Raw genomic sequence first — 23,910 nt, 5'->3', positions numbered from 1 at the left:
AACATGAATGTAGAAAATTCCTTACTCTCCCGTAAGGAGCTTCGCCGGATTAGTCGCCCAGAGACGGATAAGCGACTCGCGTCCCAACTGCATTTCGAGCCACTCCAGATCTCCCCGGCTGGGGGGAGAGCGATGTTTAAGATCATGAGCGTCCGAGGCCAAATAATGGACACTGTCAGACTCAAGCAGCGACATTGCTGTTTTTTTGCACAAAGTATCAGCGTCTTCCAAAAGACTGGACGCGTTAATTTGAATGTGCAGCCCCTGGTCAACCAGAGGTAGAAGTTGTGCCATGTTCTTTTGAAAGGCAGGACATCGCTCGGCATGGGCCAAAACCACCTTATAGCCTCTTTCGAGCAGGGTTTTGATATTTATCAGTAACTTATGCTGCGATCCCTGAAACGAAGGTTCCAGTAAATAAGCCTTACTGCCTGCCAGGGAAAGAAGCGATCCCTGCCCTACACGATCAAGAAGATGCGGATGGTCCGCGATTTCCATCCCCACATATACCTGAAGTGCAATGTTTTCGCTATCAAGACGGTGTTGCAATTGTTCAACCAGCGCCACAACTGTGTCAGGGGGGGAGGCCCATGCCGTACCCTTGATGAAATGCGGTGTCGCAACTACCTTTCCAAATCCTGCTTCGACATAACGACGCGCCATGGCAACACTCACATCCATGCTCTTTGCCCCGTCATCAATGTTGGGGAGGATGTGGCAATGGAGGTCTATGAAAAATGCGGATTCAATCATTTTGATTCCCTGCTCTTCATTTTACTTCTTTTTCTGGGGCGTAAGACATCTAAAGAGGTGGCAAGGAAAGCTGCCAACGTCACAGCGTAGACAAGATTGGCTGGCAATTGCCAACCGAAATCAACCCAGCCGTGGATAAAAAAACCCAGCAAACCGGAGAATGCAACTCCACCAAGGAGTACTTCAAAATCAAAGTGAGAAACAGTTTTCGATCCCATGGACAGCTTTTTGCCGCTGACAAGCAGAAGTGTACCCAGCCAGCCGAAAAGCAGCAGGGCAGCTGGTACTCCAAGTTCAAGGACGAATTCCAGATATTCATTGTGTGCATGGCTGAAATGAATAGTAGAAGAAAAGCCTTTCAGGTACACAGGTGACAGCAAATCGTAGGATCCCAAACCGATCCCCGTGAGCCAGTGTTCCTTGAGCATGGGCAAACTACTCTGGTAGAGCTCGAGCCGAGTCAATCCGGATTGGTCGATACTGCCGAAGCGGTTGATTATGGTCTCAAGCCCGAGGAGTGTGCTGTATCCCCCTAGAATTACCAGGAGGCCACAGCTGAAGATGAGCTTCGTTGTACGTGAGAGGGGAAGGATAAAGTTGAGGCTGAAGAGTATGAATAGCATGGTCAATATGCCACCACGCGATAAAGAAAAGAGCACGGCGAGTAACATGATCCCCGCGGCAAATAAATACAAAAGCGCCAATCGTGTTTCCCGATTCAGATTGTTTAAAATTCGACGGATGCGTTGTCGCACCGTCCGGGAAGTGCTGGGATTAGGCATCTTGCCGAAAGGGGTGAGAGCAAGAGCGACGGCCACAGGCCAGCACATGTTAAGAAGGGCAGCATACTGGTTTTTATAAATGATGGTTCCCTGAGCGGCTCGGGTATGGTTTTGCAGCCAAAGAATCCCCACCTGTGGGAGGAGAAACTGAAACAGGCCATAAAGTGCCTCAAAGGTTCCCACCAGAACTATGACAACAGCAATAGTGTGGATAAATGAGTGACGGATCCGGAACAAGATCCGCAACGAGATAAAGTAGATAACCAAGCCCAAGTACATGATGACCTGCTGCAAACTCGCTGCGCCCTGGTCGCTCAAAGGAGCAAAGTGGTGTTGCAGCCCAGCCAGCAGGTTGAGCATCTCTACACGCTCGCCCCGTGCCGGTGACAACCATTGGAGCCACGACAAAGGGAGGGGCAGCGACTGCATGGCCATCCAGAAGATGAGCAGTGCTGCTGGCAGCAGCCAGCGCGAAGAGATTAGTCTGGCCGTGAGCTTTGGTTGGCTATATATCAGCCAGCTCCCTAAGCCAACAAGCATGAGGCAGACATACACTGTCTGAATGATGGGATGTATTGCCCCGAACAAGAGAGGGCTTGTACCAAGGATAAATAGAATTGCTAAGCGGGGGGGCAGGGATCGATCAAAAGTCGGCAATTGCATCAGGTGGTGGAAACAGGAATTGGTTTTGGAAAGACTGGCGATAAGCGACGACGGGACACCGCATCGGCTGTGTTATCCCCTAGTTAGCTACAGGTGACGCCTGCACAGACAGTCACCTGGAATCGAATAACCCCGTAACCACTTACAGATTTGGTGTTACAGGTACTTTTTTTGGGGCCTCTCTGATTTGTAATGTTTTGACTTATTACGACGCCATCATTAATGCTAACTTATTGCTTTCTTTGGGCTTTATTGATTCTGCAAAGGGAGCATTATTGTGGATTTTTGAAGTTTACCCCCGTACCCATAAAGCCCAGCGAGAAGCCGGTTCCAGACGAAAAGATACCGGAGGCACTTGATTCTGCAAAGATAATATCCTGATCCTCAAGAATAATCGAATCTCCTCGATCGCTTTGCAAATCATTGTAGCTCAGTTCGATAATCTCCCGTTTCCCTTCTTTCCCCATCGCACGAATCAGTTTGATACCGTCAGTATCGGCAAAGGAGGCCAGTCCACCAGCCATGGCGACACCTTCGGCAATGGTCATTTTAGAGCTGATTGAATAGGTGCCAGGCTTGCGAACAGCGCCATCGATGAAACACTTTCCTGCTTCAGGAATATAGACCACGTCGCCCCCCTGGATGACGAGATTCTGGTCCATGTGGCCATTTTTTATCAGTTGTTCCAGATCGACTAAATAGGTGATCTCCTTATTCATCCTGGAGTCATGCCGGGTAACAAATGCTGATGATCCAGCTTTGTCCTTTAATCCATTCGCAAGAGCGATGACATCGAGCAAGTGTCGCCTGGAAATATACTCATACGTACCAGGTGCTCCCACGGCTCCTATTAAAGTAATTCGTTTGCTGACATGTTCCTTGATGTAGACGCTGACGTGTGGATCTCGCAGGTATTTTTTCGCATACAGCCCCTCAATTTTTTCTTCAGCCTCCGCTGCCGTCAGATTTGCAACTTCAACGTTATCCAAAAGTGGTAAATTAACAAAACCGCGTGAAGATACACGTACTTCTGCGTTCAGGGCGTTTGTTTCAAAAACAGTAATCGTGATCAGGTCTCCCGCGCCAAGAAGGTAGTCACCAGGAGAATCAGCACTGGCAGCCATGGCGGGGGTGTACGCTTGCCGCTGATGCTGCTGGTTTTCCGACTGTTTTTCCTGCTGCAGTTTCTGGAATTTTTCCAGATCAGTTGTCGCTTTGAATCGGTCCCTGGCGCATCCAGTGAGCACCAAGGGAATGCAAAACACAAGCAACAGTAAAGGGAGAGTTCGATAGCGCGGAAGGGTGCGAATGATCATTAAATAACGCCCAAAAAAGGTCCATAAAGGGGAGCAGAATTGCCGGGACAGGGCCCGACAATTCTGCTATACATGGCCACAATGTACTGCGTATTAGTGGTTCGTGCTGGCATCCTTGGTAATAGAGTAGAGAACTGTACCGCCGGTGACCAGCGCACCAGCACCGAGTGCGATCTTGTCAGAGTTGGTCAAGGTTCCGACAATGCCCGATCCTTCAGAGCCTGGCGGAAGCTCACTGACCGCTAAAACAATCTTCTGGTTAGCGTCAACCGTTTTCATACCTTCAGCAGTTGCAAACACCAGACGGCCTTCTTCTACGCCGATCTCGGTTGATCCGTCAGCATTGACTTTGGCATAGCCTTTGACAACAGGATTGGAAGCAGCATTGAAAATGACCTCTGCAGAGGTATAAGTTCCCTGCGGGGTATGAAAGGCAATCTGGCGAGCCTTACTGGTAATTGTGTAATTGACGCGGCCTTCACGGAGAAAGAGATTAAAGCATTTTGCTTCATTACGGACAGCCAGTTTGGCTTTGTCGGCGGCGACCAGAGAAATTCCTTCCGATTTGATCATGCATTTACCATCACAGACCAAGAACGCGCCGTCTTCAATCGGGTTCTGTCCAGCAAGTTTATCTGCCAGATGACCCCCTTTATACACATTAAAATTGCCTTCGCCGACACTGCCGGCAAACGAAGCCGCTGCCAAAGGTAGACTTAACATGAGCCCCAGAGCCGCTGTCACTATTATCTTCTTCATGCTCCCTCGCTAAAAAATGGTTTATTAGAAACAACTACACCCACTTGATAAAAAATGTTTTGCTTGCCTCAAATCTCAAGTAGTTCAAAGTTTCTGTTTAACATTCATATATAGATCATGTGAAACAAAGCGTCATGCGATATGATAGAAATAATCAATAAAAATGTCAAACATTCACAGGTTCGTACCTCCTGCCTTGCAACTAATCACTTAATTTAACTAGAAATTATCAGCATTCAACGTGCTATCATTTTATGATGATACTATAATTGCATTGCATAATCAACAGGATACAAACATGAAAAGTACTCCGCCTGAAAAAATACAATCTCATTTCTATCATGGCAAGGTGGCAATTAAAAAGCAGGCTTTTCGATACGGTTCAAGATAGTCTTAACGTGCATCCTGTCTGATCTAAGCTGAGGAGTCTTTGGAAGAAACTTTCCCCAGCAAGGTAAGGCAGGATGCATTTTATGAAAACCCCATAACAGGATATCGGCAATAGCCTGGAGCCCCGACTCTATCAATGCCAGGATATAAAGTACACATGGCTGGCGGCTTGGTAACCTCCGGCCTCCTTCTCCTTACGGGTACCGCTCTGCAAAGTATGAGCGGACTCTATGTCCATTATGCGGCCCAATACGTGCCTACCTTGAATGATCCCCTCATCAATGGCGTAGGCACTGTACTGTTGAGCCTGTTTGGAGCGTTGTTTCCCGACACAGATACAGACTCGAAAGGGCAGAATATTATTTACTCCATTTTTATTCTCATCGATATAGGCTTACTCTACCAAAAATCCTATAAAATGGCCGCCTACCTTGGACTTTTTTCCATGCTGCCAGCGCTTGGGCATCATCGAGGATGGACCCACTCCTGGCTGGCAATGCTCCTGGTGGGAACCCCAATTTTTATCATTCCCATCATGGTGTTTGGAAGTCATCAGGTGATCGACTTTATTCCATTTTACCTGTCCTTTACTCTCGGGTACCTCTCACACCTGGTTCTCGATGGACTTTTTTGAGCTCAACGCACGATCGACAAGCACTGTTTGGGGGAATTAGCCCAAAATATCTGTTTTAACCTTGTCGAAGCCAATACGTTCAATCATGCGGCCAACTCGTTCGCGTTTTGAATTTTCCTTGTAGTAGTCCATGATACGGGCAAACATATCCAGCGCCTCTTTGGTGGGCAGGTCTTCGACGAGAAGATCTGCCAGCCTCGGCCAGGCCGAACCACAGCCGCCGATCATCACAGACCAGCCCTTGGGGGTACCGTAAAGGGAAACGTCTTTGATGCAGTTTTCAGCGCACTGAATTTTGCAGCCGGAGACACCAATTTTCATTTTGCTGGGCAGGGCCATGCCGTTGTAGCGTCGGTCCAGCTCCATCCCCATTTCAAGGCTATCCTGCTGGGCAAGACGACAGTACTGAATACCGGGGCAGGCTTTGACACTGCGCACGCACAGTCCAACAGCATGGCCAGGGTCCATGCCCAGGTCCTTCCAGGCCTGTTCAACCTCTTCCTCGTTCAGCCCGATGAGCGCAATGCGAGCCGCACTGGTTATTTTAAGTTCGGCGATATTGTATTTTTCAGCCACGTCCGCCATGGCCCGAAGCTGATCCGGGGTGATCAGGCCACAGGGGACATGGGGGGCAATGGCATAGCTGATCTTCTCAATTCCCCGTTGGCGAATAACGCCTTGTTCTCCATCTTTGAGCATGAAACTCTCCTTGATTGATACAAAAAATCTCCATGCTCCTAGTCACGTCGTTTGCCAAAAGCCAGGTAAGCAAGGATTACAGTTAAAGCCAGCAATATAATGACAATGCTCCAAAATCCGAGCCTGTCGCTGGCCAGAGGGATGCCGCCAACATTCATGCCAAAAAGGCCTGCAACCATGTTAATAGGGAGGGCGAGCACCGTGACCACGGTAAGAATATAAATAGTGCGGCCGGTTTGTTCGTTGAGCAGTGCAACCAGCTCCTCCTGGATAAGCTTTACGCGCTCCACCAATGCCTGGGTGTCACTGACTGCCGCTGCGATTTCCTCTGCTGATTCGCGCAGGTCCTGCAGATCATCTTTGGTTATCCATTCCGGGGGACGGTTGAGCAGGCGGAAGAAGGCTGAGGGCTCCGGTGCAAGGAGTCGCTGCAACTTTACCAGCACGCGGCGCAGCGAACTCAACTCGCTGCGGCTTGTGGTGATGCGGTTTGCCAGCAGGCGATCTTCAATCTGATCGACCCGGCTTGTAGATTGGCGCAGGATCTCCACCAGCACAGAAGACTGATTCTGCAGGAGTCGGGCAAGCAACTCAACTGGAGAGCTGAATTGTTGGCCGCGGCGAACAAGGCGACGCAGACGGTCTATTGAGCGTAAAGGGCGCAACCGAGTGGTGACCATCAGGTTGGGGGTTATGCAGATGCTGGTGGTCTCAACCGCGGATACATCAAAAGAAAAGGCAAAGAGTACGTCATTGAGTACAGCGATCAGGAAGTCGTCTTCCTGCTCTAAGCGAGTTGATCGGCTTTCTTCGTGCATTGCCTCGAAGAAAGCTTCGGGAAGTTCCAGGTGTTCCATGAGCCAGGTTTCCGTGGCGGTGTTGGAGCGGGAGAAATGAAGCCAGACAAACTCATGGCGAGCGAGCGCCTCGGTAGAGCTCAGCAGTTGAATCGCGGCCTCTGCGCTGATGCTTTCGGCCGCCTGACCTGGGGTGAAACGATACCCCCAGATCAGGCCGTTGCGATCAGAGCCGTACATGGTGTCTTTGCTTAACATTGTTATGATTGTCGCTCTCGTAAAAAGCCTCGAGAACAACGTCCCGAGCTTCGTAACATGCTGAATTTAATAAGGCCAGGTTTTGTTTTTTTGACAATTTACGAGGTCATCATGATTCAGTCGAGTTTGTTCCTGAGGTCTCAGATAAAACGCATGATTTCGTCGATTTCCTTGCGAGGAGTCGGCTTGGCATGCGGTCCGTCCTCATAGCCATAGGCAATCAGTGCTGCAACGGTTTCTTCTTCAGGCAGATGAACGGCTTGAGCAATGGAGGTTTCATTGATAACACCGAAAATACAGGTGCCCACTCCCTTGGCATGGGCGGCCAAGCAAAAGGTCTGACAGGCGATTCCTGCATCAAAGGCTTCCCAGATGGTGGCGTTTGCGTCCGAGAGTTCTTCTTTCATGAGGTCCAGTTTAGCCTGGTCAAGCCTGCCGCTCTTGCCTTTGACAAAACTCAGCACTGCAACGCCGGTGGCATTTTGCAGAGTTTTCATGTTGTAGACAAACCCTTTCACGCCATCATTTGCCAGTTGTCCAAGTGTTGCCTTGTCATCCACCAGGGTATATCTGGCGATCTGGTAATTCGCCCATGAAGGAGCCCAGCGACTCAACTCTATAATCTCCCGCATGGTTTCTCGATCGACTTTTTCTTTTTTGAATTTACGAACGCTTCTGCGATCCTTAATCATTTCAATGGCATCCATTTGGGCATCTCCTTATGTTCTTGAGAAAAGCATCTCTTTTGGTGAATGAGGACGATACGTATGTCAGGAATAATAAATAGAGATGAACTGACTTGCAAGTAAAGACCGTTGGTAGAGTTCTGTTCAATTGCTTGGTTTTGTTGAGCCTTCTTTTGTTACCAGGAGGCGAATGCTCTAACCGACAGCTGAGGTGTGGTGGTCATTAAAAAATAAAAAAGGCTGCCTCCACGCAAGGTGGAAGCAGCCCTGAAGATCAGCGATTTCGCCTGAGCGATCAGTGATCGATGGTAAATGCGGCTTTGAGGTACTCGCGGTTGAGGCGGGCGATGTTGCGAATGGTGATGCCTTTGGGGCAAACATTCTCGCACTCGCGCTCGTTGGAGCAGTTACCAAAACCCTCGGCATCCATCTGCGCAACCATGCAAAGGGCACGTTTCTTCGCTTCCAGTTTACCCTGGGGCAGGAGTGCCAGCTGGGAAACCTTGGCAGAGAGGAAGAGCATGGGGGTGCCGTTGGGGCAGGCAGCGGCGCAGGCGCCACAACCGATACAGGCGGCAGCGTCCATGGCCTGCTCGGCCACATGCTGCGGAATCAAAATGGTGTTACCATCCTGGGGAGATCCGGTGTTGACGGAGACAAAACCACCGGCTGCAATGATGCGATCCAGGGCGCCACGATCAACGATCAGGTCTTTGACGATGGGGAAGCCCTGTGAGCGGAACGGCTCGATAACGATGGTGTCGCCATCTTTGAACCGGCGCATATGCAGCTGGCACAGGGTGGTCTCTTTATCCGGACCGTGTGCGGTACCGTTAACAACAGCGCCACACATACCGCAGATACCCTCACGGCAGTCATGGTCAAAAGCAATCGGCTCCAGACCTTTAACAGTTAACCACTCATTCAGTACGTCGATCATTTCCAGAAAGGAACTGTCGGTGCTGATATCTTTGAGTGCATGCTCCTCAAACGCGCCTTTGTCGAGAGGACCATTCTGTCGCCAAATTTTCACTATTATATTAATCGATTTCGATGACATAACCTTTCTTCTGCGTTGTGTTTTAAACTTCAGTGATGAATCTGTTTAAACTTGGGGACAGAGTTGCATTACTTGTAGCTACGCTGTGAAGGAGTAACGTACTCAAAGGTCAGCGGCTCTTTATGTAATTCCGGAGCAGTTCCTGGTCCTTTGTACTCCCAAACGGCTACATAGCTGAAGTTTGCATCGTCACGTTTGGCTTCATTTTCCTCTGTTTGGCTCTCTTCGCGGAAGTGACCACCACAGGACTCTTCGCGATGAAGGGCGTCGCGTACCATGAGCTCACCGAACTCAAGGAAGTCGGCAACACGACCGGCGCGCTCAAGAGACTGGTTGAGTTCCTGGCCGGAGCCGGGCACAACAACGTTCTCCCAGAACTCGGCACGGATCTCGGGGATTTTCTTGAGGGCATATTCCAGACCTTCCTTGTTCCGGCCCATGCCGCAGTAATCCCACATGACCTTACCAAGCTCTTTGTGGTAATGATCAACCGTCTGACCGGATTTGCCTTCCTTGGTATTCTTGAGCAGTTTTGCAACATTCTCGCGAACGCCGTTGGCTGCTTCTTCAAAGGCAGGATCATCGGTAGTGGTGGGTACCGGCGGTACAGAGGCCAGGTAGTTACCGATGGTGTAGGGCAGAACGAAGTAACCGTCAGCCAGACCCTGCATCAGGGCGGAAGCACCCAAACGGTTGGCGCCGTGGTCGGAGAAGTTTGCCTCACCGCAGGCGTAGAGGCCAGGTACGGTGGTCATCAGGTGATAGTCAACCCAGAGACCGCCCATGGTGTAATGGATGGCCGGGTAGATCTGCATCGGCTCTTTGGTCGGATCGGTATCGGCAATCTTCTGGTACATGTGGAAGAGGTTACCGTATTTCCGCAGGACCACGTCCAGACCATCGCGTTTGATGGCCTGAGCAAAGTCGAGGTAGACACCGAGTCCGGACTCGCCGATACCGTGTCCTTCGTCGCAGGCCAGCTTGGCGTTACGGGAGGCAACGTCGCGAGGAACGAGGTTACCAAATGACGGGTATTTACGCTCAAGGTAGTAATCGCGCTCATCCTCAGGGATATCGTTGGGATGACGTTTGTCGCCTTTCTTCTTGGGTACCCAGACGCGACCATCGTTACGTAGTGACTCGGACATCAGGGTCAGCTTGGACTGGAAGTCGCCGTGAACCGGAATACAGGTCGGATGGATCTGGACGTAACAGGGGTTACCGAAACCAGCGCCTTTCTTGTATGCACGCCAAGCGGCGGTAACGTTGGAGGCCATGGCGTTAGTGGAGAGGAAGTAGACGTTACCATAGCCACCAGTACAGAGAACAACTGCGTGTGCAGAATATTTCTCAATCTCACCGGTGATCAGGTTACGAACCACGATACCTTTAGCTACACCATCAACGGTAACGACATCCATCATCTCGCGACGGGTGTACATCTGTACCTTGCCGGTGTTTACCTGGCGCATCATGGCAGAATAGGCACCGAGCAGCAGCTGCTGTCCCGTCTGGCCACGCGCATAAAATGTACGGGAAACCTGAGCACCACCAAAGGAGCGGTTTGCCATGGTTCCGCCGTATTCACGGGCAAAAGGAACGCCCTGGGCGACACACTGATCGATGATGTTGTTGGACACCTGAGCCAGACGATAAACGTTGGCCTCACGTGCACGGAAGTCGCCACCTTTTACGGTGTCGTAGAAGAGGCGGAAGATGGAGTCGCCGTCACCCTGATAGTTTTTGGCGGCATTGATACCACCCTGAGCGGCGATGGAGTGAGCGCGGCGCGGGCTGTCCTGGATGCAGAAGGATTTTACATTGTATCCCAATTCACCAAGAGTTGCGGCTGCGGACGCACCGGCAAGACCGGTGCCAACGATGATTACTTCGTATTTACGTTTGTTTGCGGGGTTGACGAGTTTATTGGAAAAACGGCATTTGTCCCATTTTTCTGCTATCGGTCCTTCAGGTATCTTTGCGTCAAGCTGCATAGTCGTTTCTTTTTGCTGTAGTTAATAAGAGTGAAGCTTGTGGGAGAAGTCAGCTGCAGGAGGTATCCAGCAGAGCGTTCTCTATCGTCTCTGTCAATTAAAACTTAATTAAAGCAATTGATTACGGGAGATGACCATCAAGATGGTGATCAACAAAAAGACGGCGCCCATGATGCCCGCAAGTGCCCAGGTAACCACACGTAACGGATAATCATATTTGGGGTGGCTGATGCCGAAAGTCTGAAGCAGTGACCAAAAACCATGGCTGATGTGCAGAAACAACAGGCACATAGCCGCTCCGTAAATTAGAGTAAAGAACGGGTTGTTCAGTACTTCGGTGACGAAGTCGGAAATGGTTTTCACTTCAGTTTTTTCAACAAAGTGGAAGTTTGCCAGATGGATCAAAATGAATACAAAAATGGCAATTCCGGTGTAAGGCATGGTTTTGGAGCCGATGGTCCGGCCTCCGGCCGAGGTCTCAACTTCGTACTTCCCACCGCGAGCCTTACGATTCTGCAGGAACAGGATGATGCCTGTAATGACATGCAGAAAGAAAATGGTATACAACCCAATTTCAAAAATCGGCACAAAGATGCCTAAGGAGTGCAAATGATGCGCATAGGCATTAAATGCGTTTCTCCCCCAGAAAATTGTACTGTTGCCTATGGTGTGCACGAGAAGAAACGAGCCCAACATAAACCCAGTAAAAGCCATGATGTACTTTTTGCCCAACGATGAACGACAAGTTTGAATGAACCACGACATAATTACCTTTCCTGAATGAGAGTTAAAAGAATGAAACGGTTGATACGTCAGCGAAACTCAGCTCAGAAATGAATAAATATTCAGACTGAACGGTCATTCATTAACTACGGATCATGGGGGCTGTCAAGAAAAAAAGGCCCTTGATATTTCAGCAAATTTTGCTCGATTACCTCTTATGAGCACCTTAAAAAATAAGCAAAATGTGCAAATTGTATATGGGTCAAAAAGTCTAAATGATAGACTGAGTTGGGTATTTCTGTCACGGCAAGGGTTCGCGACGTTTTTGTCGAATTGGCCTATTGGGATTGTTTATAGGGCGTAGGGGCGTATTTGCACAAAAAGCCTAAAAATATTGTGCAGTGAAAAAATGAAGGATTTTCCTTTGCGGGGGGAGGTGGGGCTGCAGTGAGAGTGTCGATCAAAGGGTATGAATTTACGGTAGACTTGAAACGTTACTACGATATTTGTTGCAGGTAAAGCTTTGGTTGTTTTATTTCGATTTTTTTCTGCGCGGCATAACCAGCAGGAGGTATAGGGGGGCAGTGATGAAGGGTCGCTGGGGATTCTTACAATCTTACTGAAAACTGTAGTAAATATAGGGGCAAGGTGAGCATTTTGTCAAATGTATGCGAGACTTCCCTGATATGAATGATACTGCATGCATCTGACTCAAATTTTGGAGCCGCTAATTGGCAAAATTGACTACACGTGATAGTACATCCTTGGCAATGAAGATTTATCAAGACGCCCCTAACCCATAAGAGAGACCCCATGTTTCAATCATCTGTAACCCCGGAAGGGATGTTCCGTGTAGGCAAGCACAGCCCCAGTTATCAGGTGAAAAACCTGAGAGAAAATGACTGCCTCTGTTTCCTGGGAACGACTCATCTGGGGCAGGAGCTTATCAATATGCGTAATTTTCCCAAGGGGGATGTGCAGGTCGACAAGGCACGTGCAATTTACGAGATCCGCAACCCCTTGCCTTTTCGAGGTTGTACTTTTATTGATTCCGGTTGGGCAGATAATCGGGTGGGGAAACTTGAAGCCTTTGCTATCAAAAAAGCACCCCAGGTGAGCCTTCGCCGTCTTCTCGGAGAGCACTGCGAAAAAGAGGAGGTGCAAACAATTATTGGCCAGCTCCCCATGCCTCTGCGTTATGAACTTGCCGCAACCTCGACTGATGCCCAGGAACTTGTCTTACTGGCCCAATCCTGCTGTCGGCTGATCTTCGATGAGGCGGGGGAACCGCAGGGGCTTTGTTATCTGCAGGAAGGCGAGCGGATACGCGCTGATATTGATGACTTTGAGCTATTTGAAACCATAGCCAATAATCCCTACCTGCCCAATATCTATAAAGAAGTGATGGTCCTCCGCCCAGGTGTGCAGGGAAGCAGCGAGATTGTTGGCGAGTACACTCAGGATGCGACCCAGATTTTTGAATATCTGCGCACCAACTCCTATATTCCCTGGGGGCACTATGCCGCCAACTTTGCCCATACAGCCATTCGTTATGCAATAGATGATCTTTCTGAAACAGATATGCATGGTCTGCGGCATCTCTATTACCAGCGCATGTTTGTTGTCCTGGCGAGTAAGCTCGGACTTGTTGTGCCGGAACAGCGGAAAACCCTGTCCGTTGCTGCGCTTGAAACGCTGCGCATCGCCATCCAGCAAAATTTGGAACAGCTAGGTGACAAGACTGAACAACTGGCCACCCTCTGGGGCTGGAATTTTGGCTATGATTTTTCCGGATCCGGATATCGACTCCATGCCTCCCACCAGATGATTCACCAGCAGTACGCCATGGTGCCGCAATGGGTCGAGGCAACCCAGGGCGACTCTCATGCGGCCTACTGTTGCGGTGATCTGGTCGCGGATGTGGTCGAGCAGTATCAGGCAGCCCATCAGTCAGATTTTTTCAACGACTACCTTAAAGCCATTCGCTCCAACACCCGCACGGACCAGCAACCCGGAGAGGACTCACTCATCGTCTGGCAGGATGCACAGGTGCTGCTCTTTGTACCCAAGGCGCAGGTCTCACAGTGGGAGCTGCAGCTGATGGTTATCGCTGATGAGAGCGATGGGCCTGTGGGCAATGTGTTTGAGGCCAATAGCGCGGTGCGTCACTCTTTGGACTGCGGTATTTTAAAAGCCCAGCAGGTACTTGCCGGGCTCGGGGCTGAGATGGTGACCTCCATCGAGTATTCCAAACGCATTGGTGTGCAGAATGGGCAACGTTTGCTCTATAGTTTTCTTCCTAAGTTACCCTGGTCCATGGGCGCATTTTCTGAAGCCCAGGGACGTTATATTTTGGGGCATTACCCGGAAGATTTTGCCAGTGCCTGTCGGGCGCAGCTGATTGGCTGAAGATTTTTCCAGAGCTTGAACAAGAAAATAACTGATGAATCGCCCGTAACGTGCTACACATTGCGGATTGCTTTTTAGGTTTCCTTGAATTTAGAGAACAACGATGCCAATTGCGGCTTTGTTCTGAACATGCTGAAACGGATAGACGATAATGAAGAAAGGATATTTTGGACAGTGGGGCGGTGCCTTCATACCGGAGGTGCTGTACGCAACCTTTGCCGACTTGAATAAAGCCTATGAGGCGGCCCGTGCCGACAGTTCCTTTTGGCAGGAATACGTCGATCTCATGGGAAATTACTCCTGTCGTCCCACCCCTCTGACCTTTGCAGAAAACCTGACCCGCCACCTCGGTGGGGCAAAGATCTATGTCAAGCGGGAAGACCTGAACCATACCGGTGCTCATAAGGCCAACAACGTCATGGGCCAGGGGCTTTTGGTGAAACGTATGGGCAAGAAACGGGTCATCGCAGAGACCGGAGCCGGTCAGCACGGTGTGGCCACAGCCACCATGGCGGCCCGATTTGGCTTTGACTGTACCATCTACATGGGCGAAGAGGATGTTGCCCGCCAACGGCCCAATGTCTTCTGGATGGAAAAACTCGGGGCAACCGTTGTCCCGGTGACCGATGGTTCCCGTACGCTCAAAGATGCCATGAACGAGGCCTTCCGTGACTGGGTGGCCTCCATGGATGATACCCATTACGTCATCGGCACAGTCTGCGGTCCACATCCCTTTCCGGAAATGGTGGCCTGGTTTCAATCGATCATCGGTATTGAGGCCAAAAAGCAGATCATGGCCCAGCACGGGCGGATGCCGGATCGGGTTTACGCCTGTGTGGGCGGCGGATCCAATGCCATGGGCATCTTTCAAGGTTTTCTTGACGAGCCCAGTGTGGAGTTGATCGGTGTTGAAGCGGGGGGCAAAGGTATTGCTACAGGCCAGCATGCCTCACGCATGGTCGATGGCTGTGGGGCGACCCCCGGCGTTGCCCAGGGGTATAAAACCCGTTTTCTCCAGAGCGAGGAAGGGCAAATGCTTGACACCCATTCCATCGCAGCCGGGCTTGATTACGTTGGTGTCTCTCCCATTTTAGCGGACTTGGGCGAGAAGGGACGGGTGCGTTTTGAATCGGCCACAGACCAAGAGGTCCTGGAAGCGCTCAGCCTGAGTATGCGCATCGAGGGTATCACACCTGCCATGGAATCTTCTCACGCCTTTGTTCAGGCCTTTAAAGAGGCGCCCAAGATGGATAAGGACCAGGCCATCATCATCAATATGTCCGGTCGTGGTGATAAGGATATCTTTACCATTGCCCACGCCTTTGACGATCCGAGCTGGAAGGAGTTCATCGTCAAGCGTGCAGATGAGTACAGAAAATAATTACGAAGACCCCAGCTACACTGTGTAAGGACTATAGATCATGGATTTGGCAACTGAACTCACTACCCGCTTAGAGACAAAACCCATTTTATTGATGACCCATCTAGTGGTCGGCTATCCTTCCCTGGATGCCAACCGTGATGTGATCGCTCAGATGGCGGCCAACGGCGTGGACTGCATTGAACTGCAGATTCCTTTTTCTGAACCCACGGCCGATGGACCGGTTATCCTCAAGGCAAACCAGCAGAGTCTCAATAACGGGACCAGTGTTGAAGACTGTTTTCGCTTGGGGCAGGAGATGGCGGCTGCGTTTCCTTTGGTCCGTTTTCTCTTCATGACCTACTACAACATCGTGTTTAAATACGGTGAAGAAGCCTTTTTACAGCGGACCAAAGATATTGGTTTCTGCGGGACCATCGTCGCCGACCTGCCCCCGGAAGAGGGGGAGACTTATCTGGCAACCAGCGAACAACTTGGCCTGGCTCCCATCCAGTTTTTTACCCCCACTTCCACCGATGAGCGCATGCATGAGGTGGCCGCACTGGCCAAGGGCTTTATCTACTGCGTGGCCCGTCGTGGTGTGACCGGCAAGCAGACCACCTTTGATGATACCCTCGGCAGTTACCTGGCACGCTGTAAAGAAGCTTCGACAGTGCCTCTGGCTGTGGGCTTTGGTATCAGCAACAGGGACGATGTTGCCATGCTGCAAGGGAAGGCCGATATGGCTGTCATCGGTACAGCCACTATTAAGTTGGTGGACGCCGAAGGCCCGGAGGCGGTTGGGCCGTTTATTGCCGGGCTGTTGAGATAATTATGAGCACAGAAACGAAAAATACAGCACTGGAAACCACAGAGGTACTTTGGGCCCTTGGGGATCTCTACCCCGCTCCTGAGAGTGCAGCCTTTCAAACCGACATCCAAAGTTGTCGAGAGCGCGCCCAAAAAATATCCACCGATATGACCGGGCGGGTGCATGAGCTGTCAGCTGTGGAAATCTGCCAGGTTGTCGAAGAACTGGAGGAGATTGATACGCTGCTTGGCCGCCTGGGGACCTATGCCTTTCTTAACTTCATCACCCAGACAGCCGATGCTCCGGCCTCGGCCCTGTTACAACAGATTGAAGAGCTGGAATCGCAGATTGGTAAGCAGACCCTGTTTTTTCGTCTGGAATGGAATACACTGGACGCGGAGCAGGCCCAATCCCTGCTGCAACAACCGGCCCTGGTGAAGTACCACCATTTTCTGGCCTCCATGCGCCGTTTTGCTCCCCATCAACTGAGTGCCAAAGAAGAAGAACTCCTCCAGGATCTCAAGCCGGTGGGACGCAGTGCCTGGAACCTGCTCTTTGAAAAGGTGCTGGGCCAGCTTCGTTTTGGTGAACTTGAGCGCAGTGAAGAGGAGGTGCTCAGCGATCTCTATAACCCAGATCGCACAGTGCGTGTGCAGGCAGCAGAGGAACTGACTGCAGGCTTGCGCAGTCAGCAGCATATCCTTACCCATATTTTCAATACCCTGGCCGCTGAGAAGATGATTGATGATCGGTTGCGCAGCTACCCTGCCTGGGACAGCGCCATGCATCTCTCCAACGAGCTTTCTCCTGAGACGGTCGATAGCCTGGTGGATGAGGTCACTGCCCGCTACGATATCGTCCATCGCTATTATCAGGTGAAAAAAGGGTTACTCGGTGTGGATAGCCTGTATGATTACGATCGCTATGCGCCGGTACCCGGAGGGCAGGAGGCGGATATTCCCTGGTCTGAGTGCAAAGAGATTGTCCTTGAGGCCTTTGCAGGCTTTTCACCTGAGATGGCAAATATAGCCCAGGATTTTTTTGAGAAGAACTGGATTCATGCCCCTCTTCTTGGCGGCAAGCGTGGTGGTGCCTTTGCCCACCCTTGCGTCCCTGAAGTACATCCCTACGTGATGGTCAATTACACCGGCAATATACGTGATGTCTCCACCGTTGCTCATGAGCTGGGCCACGGTGTGCATCAGGTGCTGGCTGCCCGCCAGGGATATTATAACAGTGATACGCCACTGGTCCTGGCGGAGACGGCATCGGTTTTTGCCGAACTGCTGGTGTTCAAGGCCCAGGTGGCCCGCATCACGGATACGCAGGCACGAAGGGCCTTTGTTTGTCAGAAACTGGAATCGATTTTTGCCACCGTCTTCCGACAGGTCTCTATGAATCGTTTTGAGCATGCCCTGCATACTGCACGACGAGGGCAGGGAGAGCTTTCTGCCGAACAGATCTCAGCGCTGTGGATGGAAACTCAGCGCCCCATGTTTGGAGAGACCGTCACCCTGCGTGAGGATTATTCCATCTGGTGGACCTATATCTCCCATTTCCTGGCAACACCTGGGTATGTCTATTCCTATGCCTTTGGGGAGTTGCTTGTGCTGGTCCTGTATGCCCGTTATCTGGAGAAAGGGGAGTCTTTCGTGGTGAAATACATGCAGTTGCTCGGTGCAGGGGGCAACGGATCTCCTGCCGAATTGGTGCAACCCTTTGGCATTGATTTAAGTGATGCTGCATTTTGGCGTGGTGGACTCTCCATCATCGAATCTATGCTTGCCGAGATCGAGTAGCATGTAGGTGGCTTGCGGGTATACGTTCGTCAGCCACCTGCAAAGCAAGCTCAGCTTTTCTTTGTCCCGGTCCTGCTCTGCTGGACAATGAACATGGCCGGCAGGATGATGCAGATGCCGGTTAGGGTAGAGGCTGGCGGGAATCGCCGATGCAGCACCCATTCCAAGACAGCAAGCAGTGGCGGGTAGAGGTAAGAATAGGCCATAACCCGAGTCGGACCGAGATGCAGGGTTGCCCACTGGGAAATAAAAAAAGTGATGATGGTGGTGAACAGGGCGAGATAGGCGATGCCTGTCCAGGTCATAAGGGGAATAGCTGACCAGGTGATACTGGCAAATCGTGGCAGGGAAAACAGGAGTAGCCAGATGGTTCCGGTGACCATAATCCAGAGACTCATTTGGGCCATGGGCTCACCCCGGTGAAAGAGTTTGACCATGGGCATGTAGAGGGCCATCAGCAGGCATCCAGCAAAGAAGAGGAGATCCCCCTGATTAAGCTGCAGCGCTAGAAGTCGGTCCAAATTCCCTTCAAAAATAACATAGAGTGCTCCGGTCATGGCCAGGATCAGGGCGAGTAACCGGTGCGTGCCTAAGCGTTCCCGTACAAGAAACCAACTGAAAATGCCTGAAATACCAGGGACTGTGGTGAAAATGACGCCTGTGTTCATGGGCTCGGTGATGCGTAGGGAGAGAAACATGAGCCAGAAGAAGCCCACCAAGGCACCGCTGATCAGGCTATAGCGACCAAGAGCCCGCCAGCCTGGAAAGTGCAGATCAAAGCGATACTGTACATAGGGTGCAAAAAGCAGCGAGGCCAGGATAAAGCGCAGCAGGGTCAGGATCACGGGATCAAGGGTGGGAGTAATCGCCTTGCCCACCGTAAATGATGTGGAGACCAGAAAGGTGGAGAAGAGCATGGCGCTGTGCAACAGCAGACGAGAAGGCACACCACCAGAGGCTGAAGGTTGAGTCATCGCACAAGATCCTGCAGAGCAGCGTGGAGTTTTCCGTTACTTGCCAGAATCTGGTCCATAAAGGGAGAATACTCGTTTCCGGAAAAATCACTGAGTTGTCCCCCGGCTTCCAGAACCAGCAACCAACCAGCGGCCGTATCCCAAGGCTGCAGATTCATCTCATAAAAACCGTCAAGGCGTCCACAGGCAACAAAGGCCAGGTCCAAGGCAGCCGCACCTGCTCGGCGCACATCCCGTACGGCTGGAAGAACGCATTGCATCTGCTCTATCACCCGATCAATGGTGTGCTCAATATCATAGGGGAAACCAGTGGCAATAAGAGCGTTGATCGGTTTGTCTGTTTGGGTGACCTGAATTTGGCGGTCATTGAGCCAGGCGCCACAACCAGCTGCCCCAAAATAGAGTTCATCAAGCATGGGGTGGTAAATAGCTCCGACAAGGGGTTTGCCTGCCTCGATCAGGGCGATGGAAACGGCAAAATGGGGGACACCATGGGCAAAGTTGGTGGTGCCATCCAGGGGATCGACCACCCAGTAGCGGGCCTGATCGCGCACGTTGAGCGAGTTCTCTGACTCTTCGGCCATAACCGGAATGCCAGGCGTCTCGCGTGCCAGTTGTTCAAGGATCAGGGACTCGGCGGCCAGATCGGTTTCCGTCACTAGGTTGATGGCCCCTTTCATTTGAATATCGTGGGGCTGATCGTAGCGCTCTTTGATCAGCTGTCCTGCTGCCAGGGCTGTACTACAGGCAAGCTTAAGCAGGTTGCGCTGCTCATCAGTGCGACAAGCGTCGAGACTGGTTGTTATGCGTTGCATACGTGGTGTGTTCCTTGGGAATTGAGTCAAAAAACTTTATCTCGTATTTTTGGGTGAGCAAACAGGGTTAGAGAGTTTCTTTCCAAACCTGGAGAGCCAGTTTGTAAACCTGAGATCGCGGAAGGCCAAGGTCACGGGAAATATTGGCCACAGCGTCCTTGAGCGAAGAGTGCATTTCGTCACGGTACCAGAGTAAGAGAGCGTCGAGGTTCTCGGGCTTGGGCGTTGAGAGTTCCGCCCCCTGAACAATGAGGACCAGTTCTCCCTTGACACCGGTAGAGAGCCGCTCCTGCAAACCAGCCAGAGAATCCTTGATACATTCTTCATGTATTTTGGTGAGCTCACGAAAAAGCTGGGTCTGGCGATCACCGAACTGTTCTTGCATATCACGCAGTGAGGACAGGATACGATGGGGAGCTTCATAAAAGATAAGCGGGCAGGGAAGGGCGACAAGCTGCTTGAAAAATTCTTTGCGCTCATTTTTGTTGGCCGGGGGGAAACCCCCAAAATAGAACGAAGATCCTGTCAGGCCTGCGATGGAGAGCGCGGCAGCAAGAGCTGAAGGTCCGGCGATGGCTTCAATGGAGATCCCCGCATCACGAGCTTTCCGCACAAGAACAGCTCCTGGATCCGAAAGACCTGGGGTGCCTGCGTCGGAAACAAGGGCAATATTTTTTCCCTTTTTAAGCTGTTCGACAAGCTGCTCGGATTTACTCTGTTCCTTTTCACGAAAATAGCTGCTAAGAGGTGTAGCAATATCAAGATGCCGGCAGAGTTTTTTGGTATGGCGGGTATCTTCGCAGGCGATGAGATCGACTTCGCGCAGTGTCTTAATGGCCCTATGACTGATATCTCCTAAGTTCCCTATGGGGGTGGCAACCACATAGAGTTGTCCGGGGGTGGCGCCTTCCATGTCGGGGTTTGTGTGTTTTGCCATAGTTATGTATGGTTAGAGGGGAAGAACGTAATTGTTTGGTCGGGAATATGAATGTTCCCTTACATGAGCTTGAATCCGTGGGCATTCACCGGTGTGTCAGTTGCGTTGTATGTGGCATGCCGATCAACGTTGACTTTATCGGCGTGTTACGAACAATGTAGGTGGCGTGGTGATGGATGCCTCCCAAAGGGGGGCGGGGGAAACTGAACAACAAATCTTGTTCAGTGAACGCCCGTCGCCACGGCTTCAGGATTAAGCTACTCCGGTTAGACAAAGTACAAAATGAAAAAAGTTGTATGAATCTACAGCGAACAAATAACGACGAGGAATCAACCGTCCTTTACCGCGAAGCCTTTGTCCAGGCTGGAATTCCTATAATTATCCTCGATATAACCGAGGCGGTGCAAAAATGCACTGCGATGGAGCAAACAAATCTCGAGAATATTGATCAGTATCTGGAACTGGAACTCTCGCTCAAAAATGAACTGTATACGAGCGTACAGCTCTATTCAGTTAACCAGGCGGCTTTTGAACTCCTGGGATTGAACACAGTCTCCAAACAGGCGGGAGTCAGTACCAGAATCTTTCAAGGTGTGTATGAGCGGATTATTCAGCTCCTGCCCAATTACCTCTTGAAAAAGAAGCGGCATTTTATCACGCGGTGTGATGCTGTCAATGCTCTCCAGGAAAAGGTGCACTTCAACATTTATGGTGACTTCGTCTATTCGCGGAAGAAAATATTTTTATATGCCCATATCGTTGATATTACAAAGCAAAAAAAATTCGAAAATATTGCGACCAGTTTTATCGAAAAATATTATCTTCTGCTCAAATCCATAGACGATGCCATTTTGCTTGTTGATGTCAACACCGGAATGATAGTTGAAGCCAATGATGCTGCCATTGGGTTGCTTGACTTGCAGTATTCTGTCTCCTCGTATAACCATGCCCGCTTTTTTAAAGATGCAGATCGGGAGAAGTATCTGCGTTTTTTTCAGCAGCGAGTCGCCAAGAATGACAGTAACGAGATCCTTGAGGGGAGCATATCGATCGAAGGGAAAAATATTCCTGTCAATATCAGCATAAACAGCTCGGTCGTTGAAAATATTCTCGTTGCTCAGGTCGTCCTTACCGATATGAGCAACAAGTTTAAGATGGAAGAAGGCCGTAAACTATTGGCCACCGCTGTTGACCAAGCTGCTGAGTCTGTCATTATTACAGATGTTCATGGCAATATAGAGTATGTCAATCCGGCCTTTGAGGAGGTCAGTGGCTACACCTTTGCCGAGGTCCTGGGAAAGAACCCTTCCATTCTAAAAAGCGGTGAAACCCCTTCTTACTACTATAAACTCATGTGGGAGGATATCTCCCAGGGAAAAGTCTGGAGGGGAACCTTTAAGAATAAAAAGAAGAGCGGAGCTGTCTACTGTGAGGAAGCGACGGTAACTCCAGTCAAGGACCATACGGGCAAAGTGGTTAATTTTGTCGCAGTCAAGCGGGATATTACCCAGCACCTCATTCTGGAAAAACAGATTCGACAATCACAGAAGATGCAAGCAATCGGAATGCTGGCCGGTGGTATAGCCCACGATTTTAATAATATCCTCACCGCGATTCTTGGTTATGCGGAACTCTGTCAACTCCAGTGCGACAAGGAGAGCATCCTGCATAAAAACGTGGAGGAAATTGTTCGTGCGGCAGACAGGGCAGGGCAGCTGGTTGATCAAATTCTTAAATTCAGCCGCAGGAGTTCCAAAGAGCTTTCCAGTCTGAAGTTAAGTACCATTGTCAAGGAGGCAACAAAACTGCTGCGAGCGAGTTTTCCGGCCAATGTTGATCTGGAGTTACGTATTGATGCGGACCTCTATGTGAAGGCCGATCCCACCCAGATACATCAGATCGTTATGAACCTCTGTACCAATGCGTATCAGGCGCTCGAAGGTGAGGTAGGCAAAATATCTATACACCTCTTTCGAAAAATACTCTCACCCACTCAAGGTGTCGAGATTGGTCGACTGCAGCCAGGAAATTATGCCTGTATGCAGGTGGAGGACAGCGGAAAGGGGATACCTAAAGAGTACCTGCAACGCATTTTTGAGCCCTATTTTACCACCAAGAAGATGCAAGAGGGGACTGGGCTCGGATTGTCCGTGGTTCATGGTATTGTCAACGATCATCGTGGAACCGTAACAGTGGAGTCAACCGTAGGGCAGGGGAGTTCGTTCACCGTCTATCTCCCTGAGGCAAAGCAGGATCAGAAGGTAGGCCTGCCCCAGAATGCAAGAACCGATAAGGAATTTTCCGGCTGTATCCTTGTGGTGGATGATGAGCAGCCGATTCTTGATTTTTTTGTGCAAATTTTACAGCACCTTGGTTTTACCGTGAAAGCCTGCCAGTCGGGCCTTGAGGCCTTTGAGATTTTTCAGGAAGAAGATCAGGCTTTTGATCTGGTTATTACGGATATGGGGATGCCGGGGATGACAGGTTTAAACCTGACAAAACAAATAAGGCAGATCAATACGGATGTTCCGGTCATTCTTTGTACAGGCTACAGTGAACAGGTCACTGCAGAAAACTATGTAACGCTCGGGCTTGACGGTTATATTGCAAAACCGTTTACCGCAGAGAGTCTTTTCAAAGAGGTCAGCCGCGTGTTGCAGAATCCCCTTACCTAACTTTCCTTTCCGCTGAAACACAAAAAAAAGCCCGTAATCAGCGAAGCTGATTACGGGCTTTTTGCGATAAAAACGGCGGCGACCTACTCTCCCACATAGTCTCCCATGCAGTACCATCGGCGCTGAAGAGCTTAACTTCCGTGTTCGGAATGGGAACGGGTGGGGCCTCTTCGCTATGGCCACCGAAAAATTCGGTATCTGTAACTGCTCACAGGCAGCCCATCTTTGAACGATCTCATTGTGCAGCAGAGTTGGGCTCTAGCTGCACAATGAGCTAGTCCAAATCTGAACTCCCTGAGATCAGTTCCAGGGTATTCTCTTGTGAGAGTTACTCTAAAACTTAACAATTGAAGTAGCAGGGTAAACTTTGTTTATAAAAGGATATGGTTAAGCCTCACGGCTATTTAGTATCGGTTAGCTCCATGCATTACTGCACTTCCACACCCGACCTATCTACGTTGTAGTCTCCAACGAGCCTTTAGGTATCTTAAGATACGGGATATCTTATCTTGGAGTGGGTTTCCCGCTTAGATGCTTTCAGCGGTTATCCCTTCCGAACATAGCTACCCAGCAATGCCCTTGGCAGAACAACTGGTACACCATTGGTTCGTCCATC

Annotated in this window: 19 protein-coding genes and 2 rRNA genes; 6 read left to right on the top strand and 15 right to left on the bottom strand. The window is 50.4% G+C overall.

Annotated elements, in window-relative coordinates; all coding sequences use genetic code 11:
- Positions 1-21: 21 nt before the first annotated feature.
- The 4 genes from JWJ90_RS00105 to JWJ90_RS00090 all read right to left on the bottom strand — a co-directional run bounded on the left by JWJ90_RS00105 (position 22) and on the right by JWJ90_RS00090 (position 4,273).
- Positions 22-753 (bottom strand): tyrosine-protein phosphatase, encoded by a 732-nt coding sequence (locus JWJ90_RS00105; RefSeq protein WP_205225145.1) that lies wholly within the window; start codon positions 751-753, stop codon positions 22-24.
- Positions 750-2,075 (bottom strand): O-antigen ligase family protein, encoded by a 1,326-nt coding sequence (locus JWJ90_RS00100; RefSeq protein WP_205225144.1) that lies wholly within the window; start codon positions 2,073-2,075, stop codon positions 750-752. Before JWJ90_RS00100 ends, JWJ90_RS00105 begins: the two co-directional genes overlap by 4 nt.
- A 395-nt stretch (positions 2,076-2,470) precedes the next feature.
- Complete coding sequence (locus JWJ90_RS00095; RefSeq protein WP_205225143.1) at positions 2,471-3,322, bottom strand: polysaccharide biosynthesis/export family protein; 852 nt, start codon at positions 3,320-3,322, stop codon at positions 2,471-2,473.
- A gap of 285 nt (positions 3,323-3,607) precedes the next feature.
- Complete coding sequence (locus JWJ90_RS00090; protein ID WP_205225142.1) at positions 3,608-4,273, bottom strand: hypothetical protein; 666 nt, start codon at positions 4,271-4,273, stop codon at positions 3,608-3,610.
- A 526-nt stretch (positions 4,274-4,799) separates the two neighbouring features.
- On the opposite strand from JWJ90_RS00090, the gene JWJ90_RS00085 reads away from it, so the two are divergent.
- On the top strand, positions 4,800-5,297 hold the full coding sequence (locus JWJ90_RS00085) for a metal-dependent hydrolase (RefSeq protein ID WP_205225141.1): 498 nt from the start codon (positions 4,800-4,802) through the stop codon (positions 5,295-5,297).
- Between the two features lie 36 nt (positions 5,298-5,333).
- Here the strand turns inward: JWJ90_RS00085 and JWJ90_RS00080 are convergent, their stop codons facing one another.
- From JWJ90_RS00080 to JWJ90_RS00055, 6 genes are all read right to left on the bottom strand, one after another.
- On the bottom strand, positions 5,334-5,996 hold the full coding sequence (locus JWJ90_RS00080) for an NAD(P)/FAD-dependent oxidoreductase (RefSeq protein ID WP_205225140.1): 663 nt from the start codon (positions 5,994-5,996) through the stop codon (positions 5,334-5,336).
- 38 nt (positions 5,997-6,034) lie between these two features.
- On the bottom strand, positions 6,035-7,051 hold the full coding sequence (locus JWJ90_RS00075) for a transporter (RefSeq protein WP_205225139.1): 1,017 nt from the start codon (positions 7,049-7,051) through the stop codon (positions 6,035-6,037).
- 140 nt (positions 7,052-7,191) lie between these two features.
- Complete coding sequence (locus JWJ90_RS00070; protein WP_205225138.1) at positions 7,192-7,758, bottom strand: nitroreductase family protein; 567 nt, start codon at positions 7,756-7,758, stop codon at positions 7,192-7,194.
- A gap of 274 nt (positions 7,759-8,032) precedes the next feature.
- Positions 8,033-8,797, bottom strand: a complete 765-nt coding sequence (locus tag JWJ90_RS00065) for a succinate dehydrogenase/fumarate reductase iron-sulfur subunit (RefSeq protein WP_205225137.1) — start codon at positions 8,795-8,797, stop codon at positions 8,033-8,035.
- A 68-nt stretch (positions 8,798-8,865) separates the two neighbouring features.
- On the bottom strand, positions 8,866-10,791 hold the full coding sequence (locus JWJ90_RS00060; protein WP_205225136.1) for a fumarate reductase/succinate dehydrogenase flavoprotein subunit: 1,926 nt from the start codon (positions 10,789-10,791) through the stop codon (positions 8,866-8,868).
- Between the two features lie 108 nt (positions 10,792-10,899).
- The gene (locus JWJ90_RS00055) at positions 10,900-11,556 is read right to left on the bottom strand and encodes a succinate dehydrogenase cytochrome b subunit (RefSeq protein ID WP_205225135.1); all 657 of its coding nucleotides are present in this window, start codon (positions 11,554-11,556) and stop codon (positions 10,900-10,902) included.
- 771 nt (positions 11,557-12,327) lie between these two features.
- On the opposite strand from JWJ90_RS00055, the gene JWJ90_RS00050 reads away from it, so the two are divergent.
- The 4 genes from JWJ90_RS00050 to JWJ90_RS00035 all read left to right on the top strand — a co-directional run bounded on the left by JWJ90_RS00050 (position 12,328) and on the right by JWJ90_RS00035 (position 17,893).
- Positions 12,328-13,923 carry a hypothetical protein gene (locus tag JWJ90_RS00050; protein WP_205225134.1) on the top strand — a complete coding sequence of 532 codons (1,596 nt, stop codon included), beginning with the start codon at positions 12,328-12,330 and terminating at the stop codon, positions 13,921-13,923.
- A 151-nt stretch (positions 13,924-14,074) separates the two neighbouring features.
- Complete coding sequence (gene trpB / locus JWJ90_RS00045) at positions 14,075-15,304, top strand: tryptophan synthase subunit beta (protein WP_240194681.1); 1,230 nt, start codon at positions 14,075-14,077, stop codon at positions 15,302-15,304.
- Positions 15,305-15,344: 40 nt separating this feature from the next.
- The gene (gene trpA, locus JWJ90_RS00040) at positions 15,345-16,115 is read left to right on the top strand and encodes a tryptophan synthase subunit alpha (protein WP_205225133.1); all 771 of its coding nucleotides are present in this window, start codon (positions 15,345-15,347) and stop codon (positions 16,113-16,115) included.
- Positions 16,116-16,117: 2 nt separating this feature from the next.
- Entirely contained in the window at positions 16,118-17,893 is a 1,776-nt protein-coding gene (locus JWJ90_RS00035) for a M3 family oligoendopeptidase (RefSeq protein WP_205225132.1), read from the top strand.
- 50 nt (positions 17,894-17,943) lie between these two features.
- Here the strand turns inward: JWJ90_RS00035 and JWJ90_RS00030 are convergent, their stop codons facing one another.
- From JWJ90_RS00030 to rsmI, 3 genes are all read right to left on the bottom strand, one after another.
- On the bottom strand, positions 17,944-18,867 hold the full coding sequence (locus JWJ90_RS00030) for a DMT family transporter (RefSeq protein ID WP_205225131.1): 924 nt from the start codon (positions 18,865-18,867) through the stop codon (positions 17,944-17,946).
- Positions 18,864-19,682, bottom strand: a complete 819-nt coding sequence (locus tag JWJ90_RS00025; protein WP_205225130.1) for an inositol monophosphatase family protein — start codon at positions 19,680-19,682, stop codon at positions 18,864-18,866. The genes JWJ90_RS00030 and JWJ90_RS00025 overlap by 4 nt, the downstream gene beginning before the upstream one ends.
- A gap of 67 nt (positions 19,683-19,749) precedes the next feature.
- On the bottom strand, positions 19,750-20,619 hold the full coding sequence (gene rsmI, locus JWJ90_RS00020) for a 16S rRNA (cytidine(1402)-2'-O)-methyltransferase (RefSeq protein WP_240194680.1): 870 nt from the start codon (positions 20,617-20,619) through the stop codon (positions 19,750-19,752).
- A 296-nt stretch (positions 20,620-20,915) separates the two neighbouring features.
- Between rsmI and JWJ90_RS00015 the strand changes: the two genes are divergently transcribed.
- Positions 20,916-23,294, top strand: coding sequence for a hybrid sensor histidine kinase/response regulator (locus JWJ90_RS00015; RefSeq protein WP_205225129.1), 2,379 nt, complete (start codon positions 20,916-20,918; stop codon positions 23,292-23,294).
- Positions 23,295-23,364: 70 nt separating this feature from the next.
- Here JWJ90_RS00015 and rrf read toward each other — a convergent pair.
- A 5S ribosomal RNA gene (gene rrf / locus JWJ90_RS00010) occupies positions 23,365-23,481 on the bottom strand.
- Between the two features lie 196 nt (positions 23,482-23,677).
- A 23S ribosomal RNA gene (locus JWJ90_RS00005) occupies positions 23,678-23,910 on the bottom strand; the annotation flags it as partial.

Origin of the sequence: Desulfobulbus rhabdoformis (assembly GCF_016919065.1) — a bacterium.
Lineage (GTDB): Bacteria > Desulfobacterota > Desulfobulbia > Desulfobulbales > Desulfobulbaceae > Desulfobulbus > Desulfobulbus rhabdoformis.
This window is presented reverse-complemented; position numbering and strand designations above follow the sequence as displayed.

What these genes read in the sequence shown, in the direction of transcription:
- JWJ90_RS00105 (WP_205225145.1), bottom strand. Translation starts at nt 753, where the DNA reads ATGATTGAATCCGCATTTTTCATAGACCTCCATTGCCACATCCTCCCC.
- JWJ90_RS00100 (WP_205225144.1), bottom strand. Translation starts at nt 2,075, where the DNA reads ATGCTTGTTGGCTTAGGGAGCTGGCTGATATATAGCCAACCAAAGCTC.
- JWJ90_RS00095 (WP_205225143.1), bottom strand. Translation starts at nt 3,322, where the DNA reads ATGGCTGCCAGTGCTGATTCTCCTGGTGACTACCTTCTTGGCGCGGGA.
- JWJ90_RS00090 (WP_205225142.1), bottom strand. Translation starts at nt 4,273, where the DNA reads ATGAAGAAGATAATAGTGACAGCGGCTCTGGGGCTCATGTTAAGTCTA.
- JWJ90_RS00085 (WP_205225141.1), top strand. Translation starts at nt 4,800, where the DNA reads ATGCCAGGATATAAAGTACACATGGCTGGCGGCTTGGTAACCTCCGGC.
- JWJ90_RS00080 (WP_205225140.1), bottom strand. Translation starts at nt 5,996, where the DNA reads ATGCTCAAAGATGGAGAACAAGGCGTTATTCGCCAACGGGGAATTGAG.
- JWJ90_RS00075 (WP_205225139.1), bottom strand. Translation starts at nt 7,051, where the DNA reads ATGTTAAGCAAAGACACCATGTACGGCTCTGATCGCAACGGCCTGATC.
- JWJ90_RS00070 (WP_205225138.1), bottom strand. Translation starts at nt 7,758, where the DNA reads ATGGATGCCATTGAAATGATTAAGGATCGCAGAAGCGTTCGTAAATTC.
- JWJ90_RS00065 (WP_205225137.1), bottom strand. Translation starts at nt 8,797, where the DNA reads ATGTCATCGAAATCGATTAATATAATAGTGAAAATTTGGCGACAGAAT.
- JWJ90_RS00060 (WP_205225136.1), bottom strand. Translation starts at nt 10,791, where the DNA reads ATGCAGCTTGACGCAAAGATACCTGAAGGACCGATAGCAGAAAAATGG.
- JWJ90_RS00055 (WP_205225135.1), bottom strand. Translation starts at nt 11,556, where the DNA reads ATGTCGTGGTTCATTCAAACTTGTCGTTCATCGTTGGGCAAAAAGTAC.
- JWJ90_RS00050 (WP_205225134.1), top strand. Translation starts at nt 12,328, where the DNA reads ATGTTTCAATCATCTGTAACCCCGGAAGGGATGTTCCGTGTAGGCAAG.
- trpB (WP_240194681.1), top strand. Translation starts at nt 14,075, where the DNA reads ATGAAGAAAGGATATTTTGGACAGTGGGGCGGTGCCTTCATACCGGAG.
- trpA (WP_205225133.1), top strand. Translation starts at nt 15,345, where the DNA reads ATGGATTTGGCAACTGAACTCACTACCCGCTTAGAGACAAAACCCATT.
- JWJ90_RS00035 (WP_205225132.1), top strand. Translation starts at nt 16,118, where the DNA reads ATGAGCACAGAAACGAAAAATACAGCACTGGAAACCACAGAGGTACTT.
- JWJ90_RS00030 (WP_205225131.1), bottom strand. Translation starts at nt 18,867, where the DNA reads ATGACTCAACCTTCAGCCTCTGGTGGTGTGCCTTCTCGTCTGCTGTTG.
- JWJ90_RS00025 (WP_205225130.1), bottom strand. Translation starts at nt 19,682, where the DNA reads ATGCAACGCATAACAACCAGTCTCGACGCTTGTCGCACTGATGAGCAG.
- rsmI (WP_240194680.1), bottom strand. Translation starts at nt 20,619, where the DNA reads ATGGCAAAACACACAAACCCCGACATGGAAGGCGCCACCCCCGGACAA.
- JWJ90_RS00015 (WP_205225129.1), top strand. Translation starts at nt 20,916, where the DNA reads ATGAATCTACAGCGAACAAATAACGACGAGGAATCAACCGTCCTTTAC.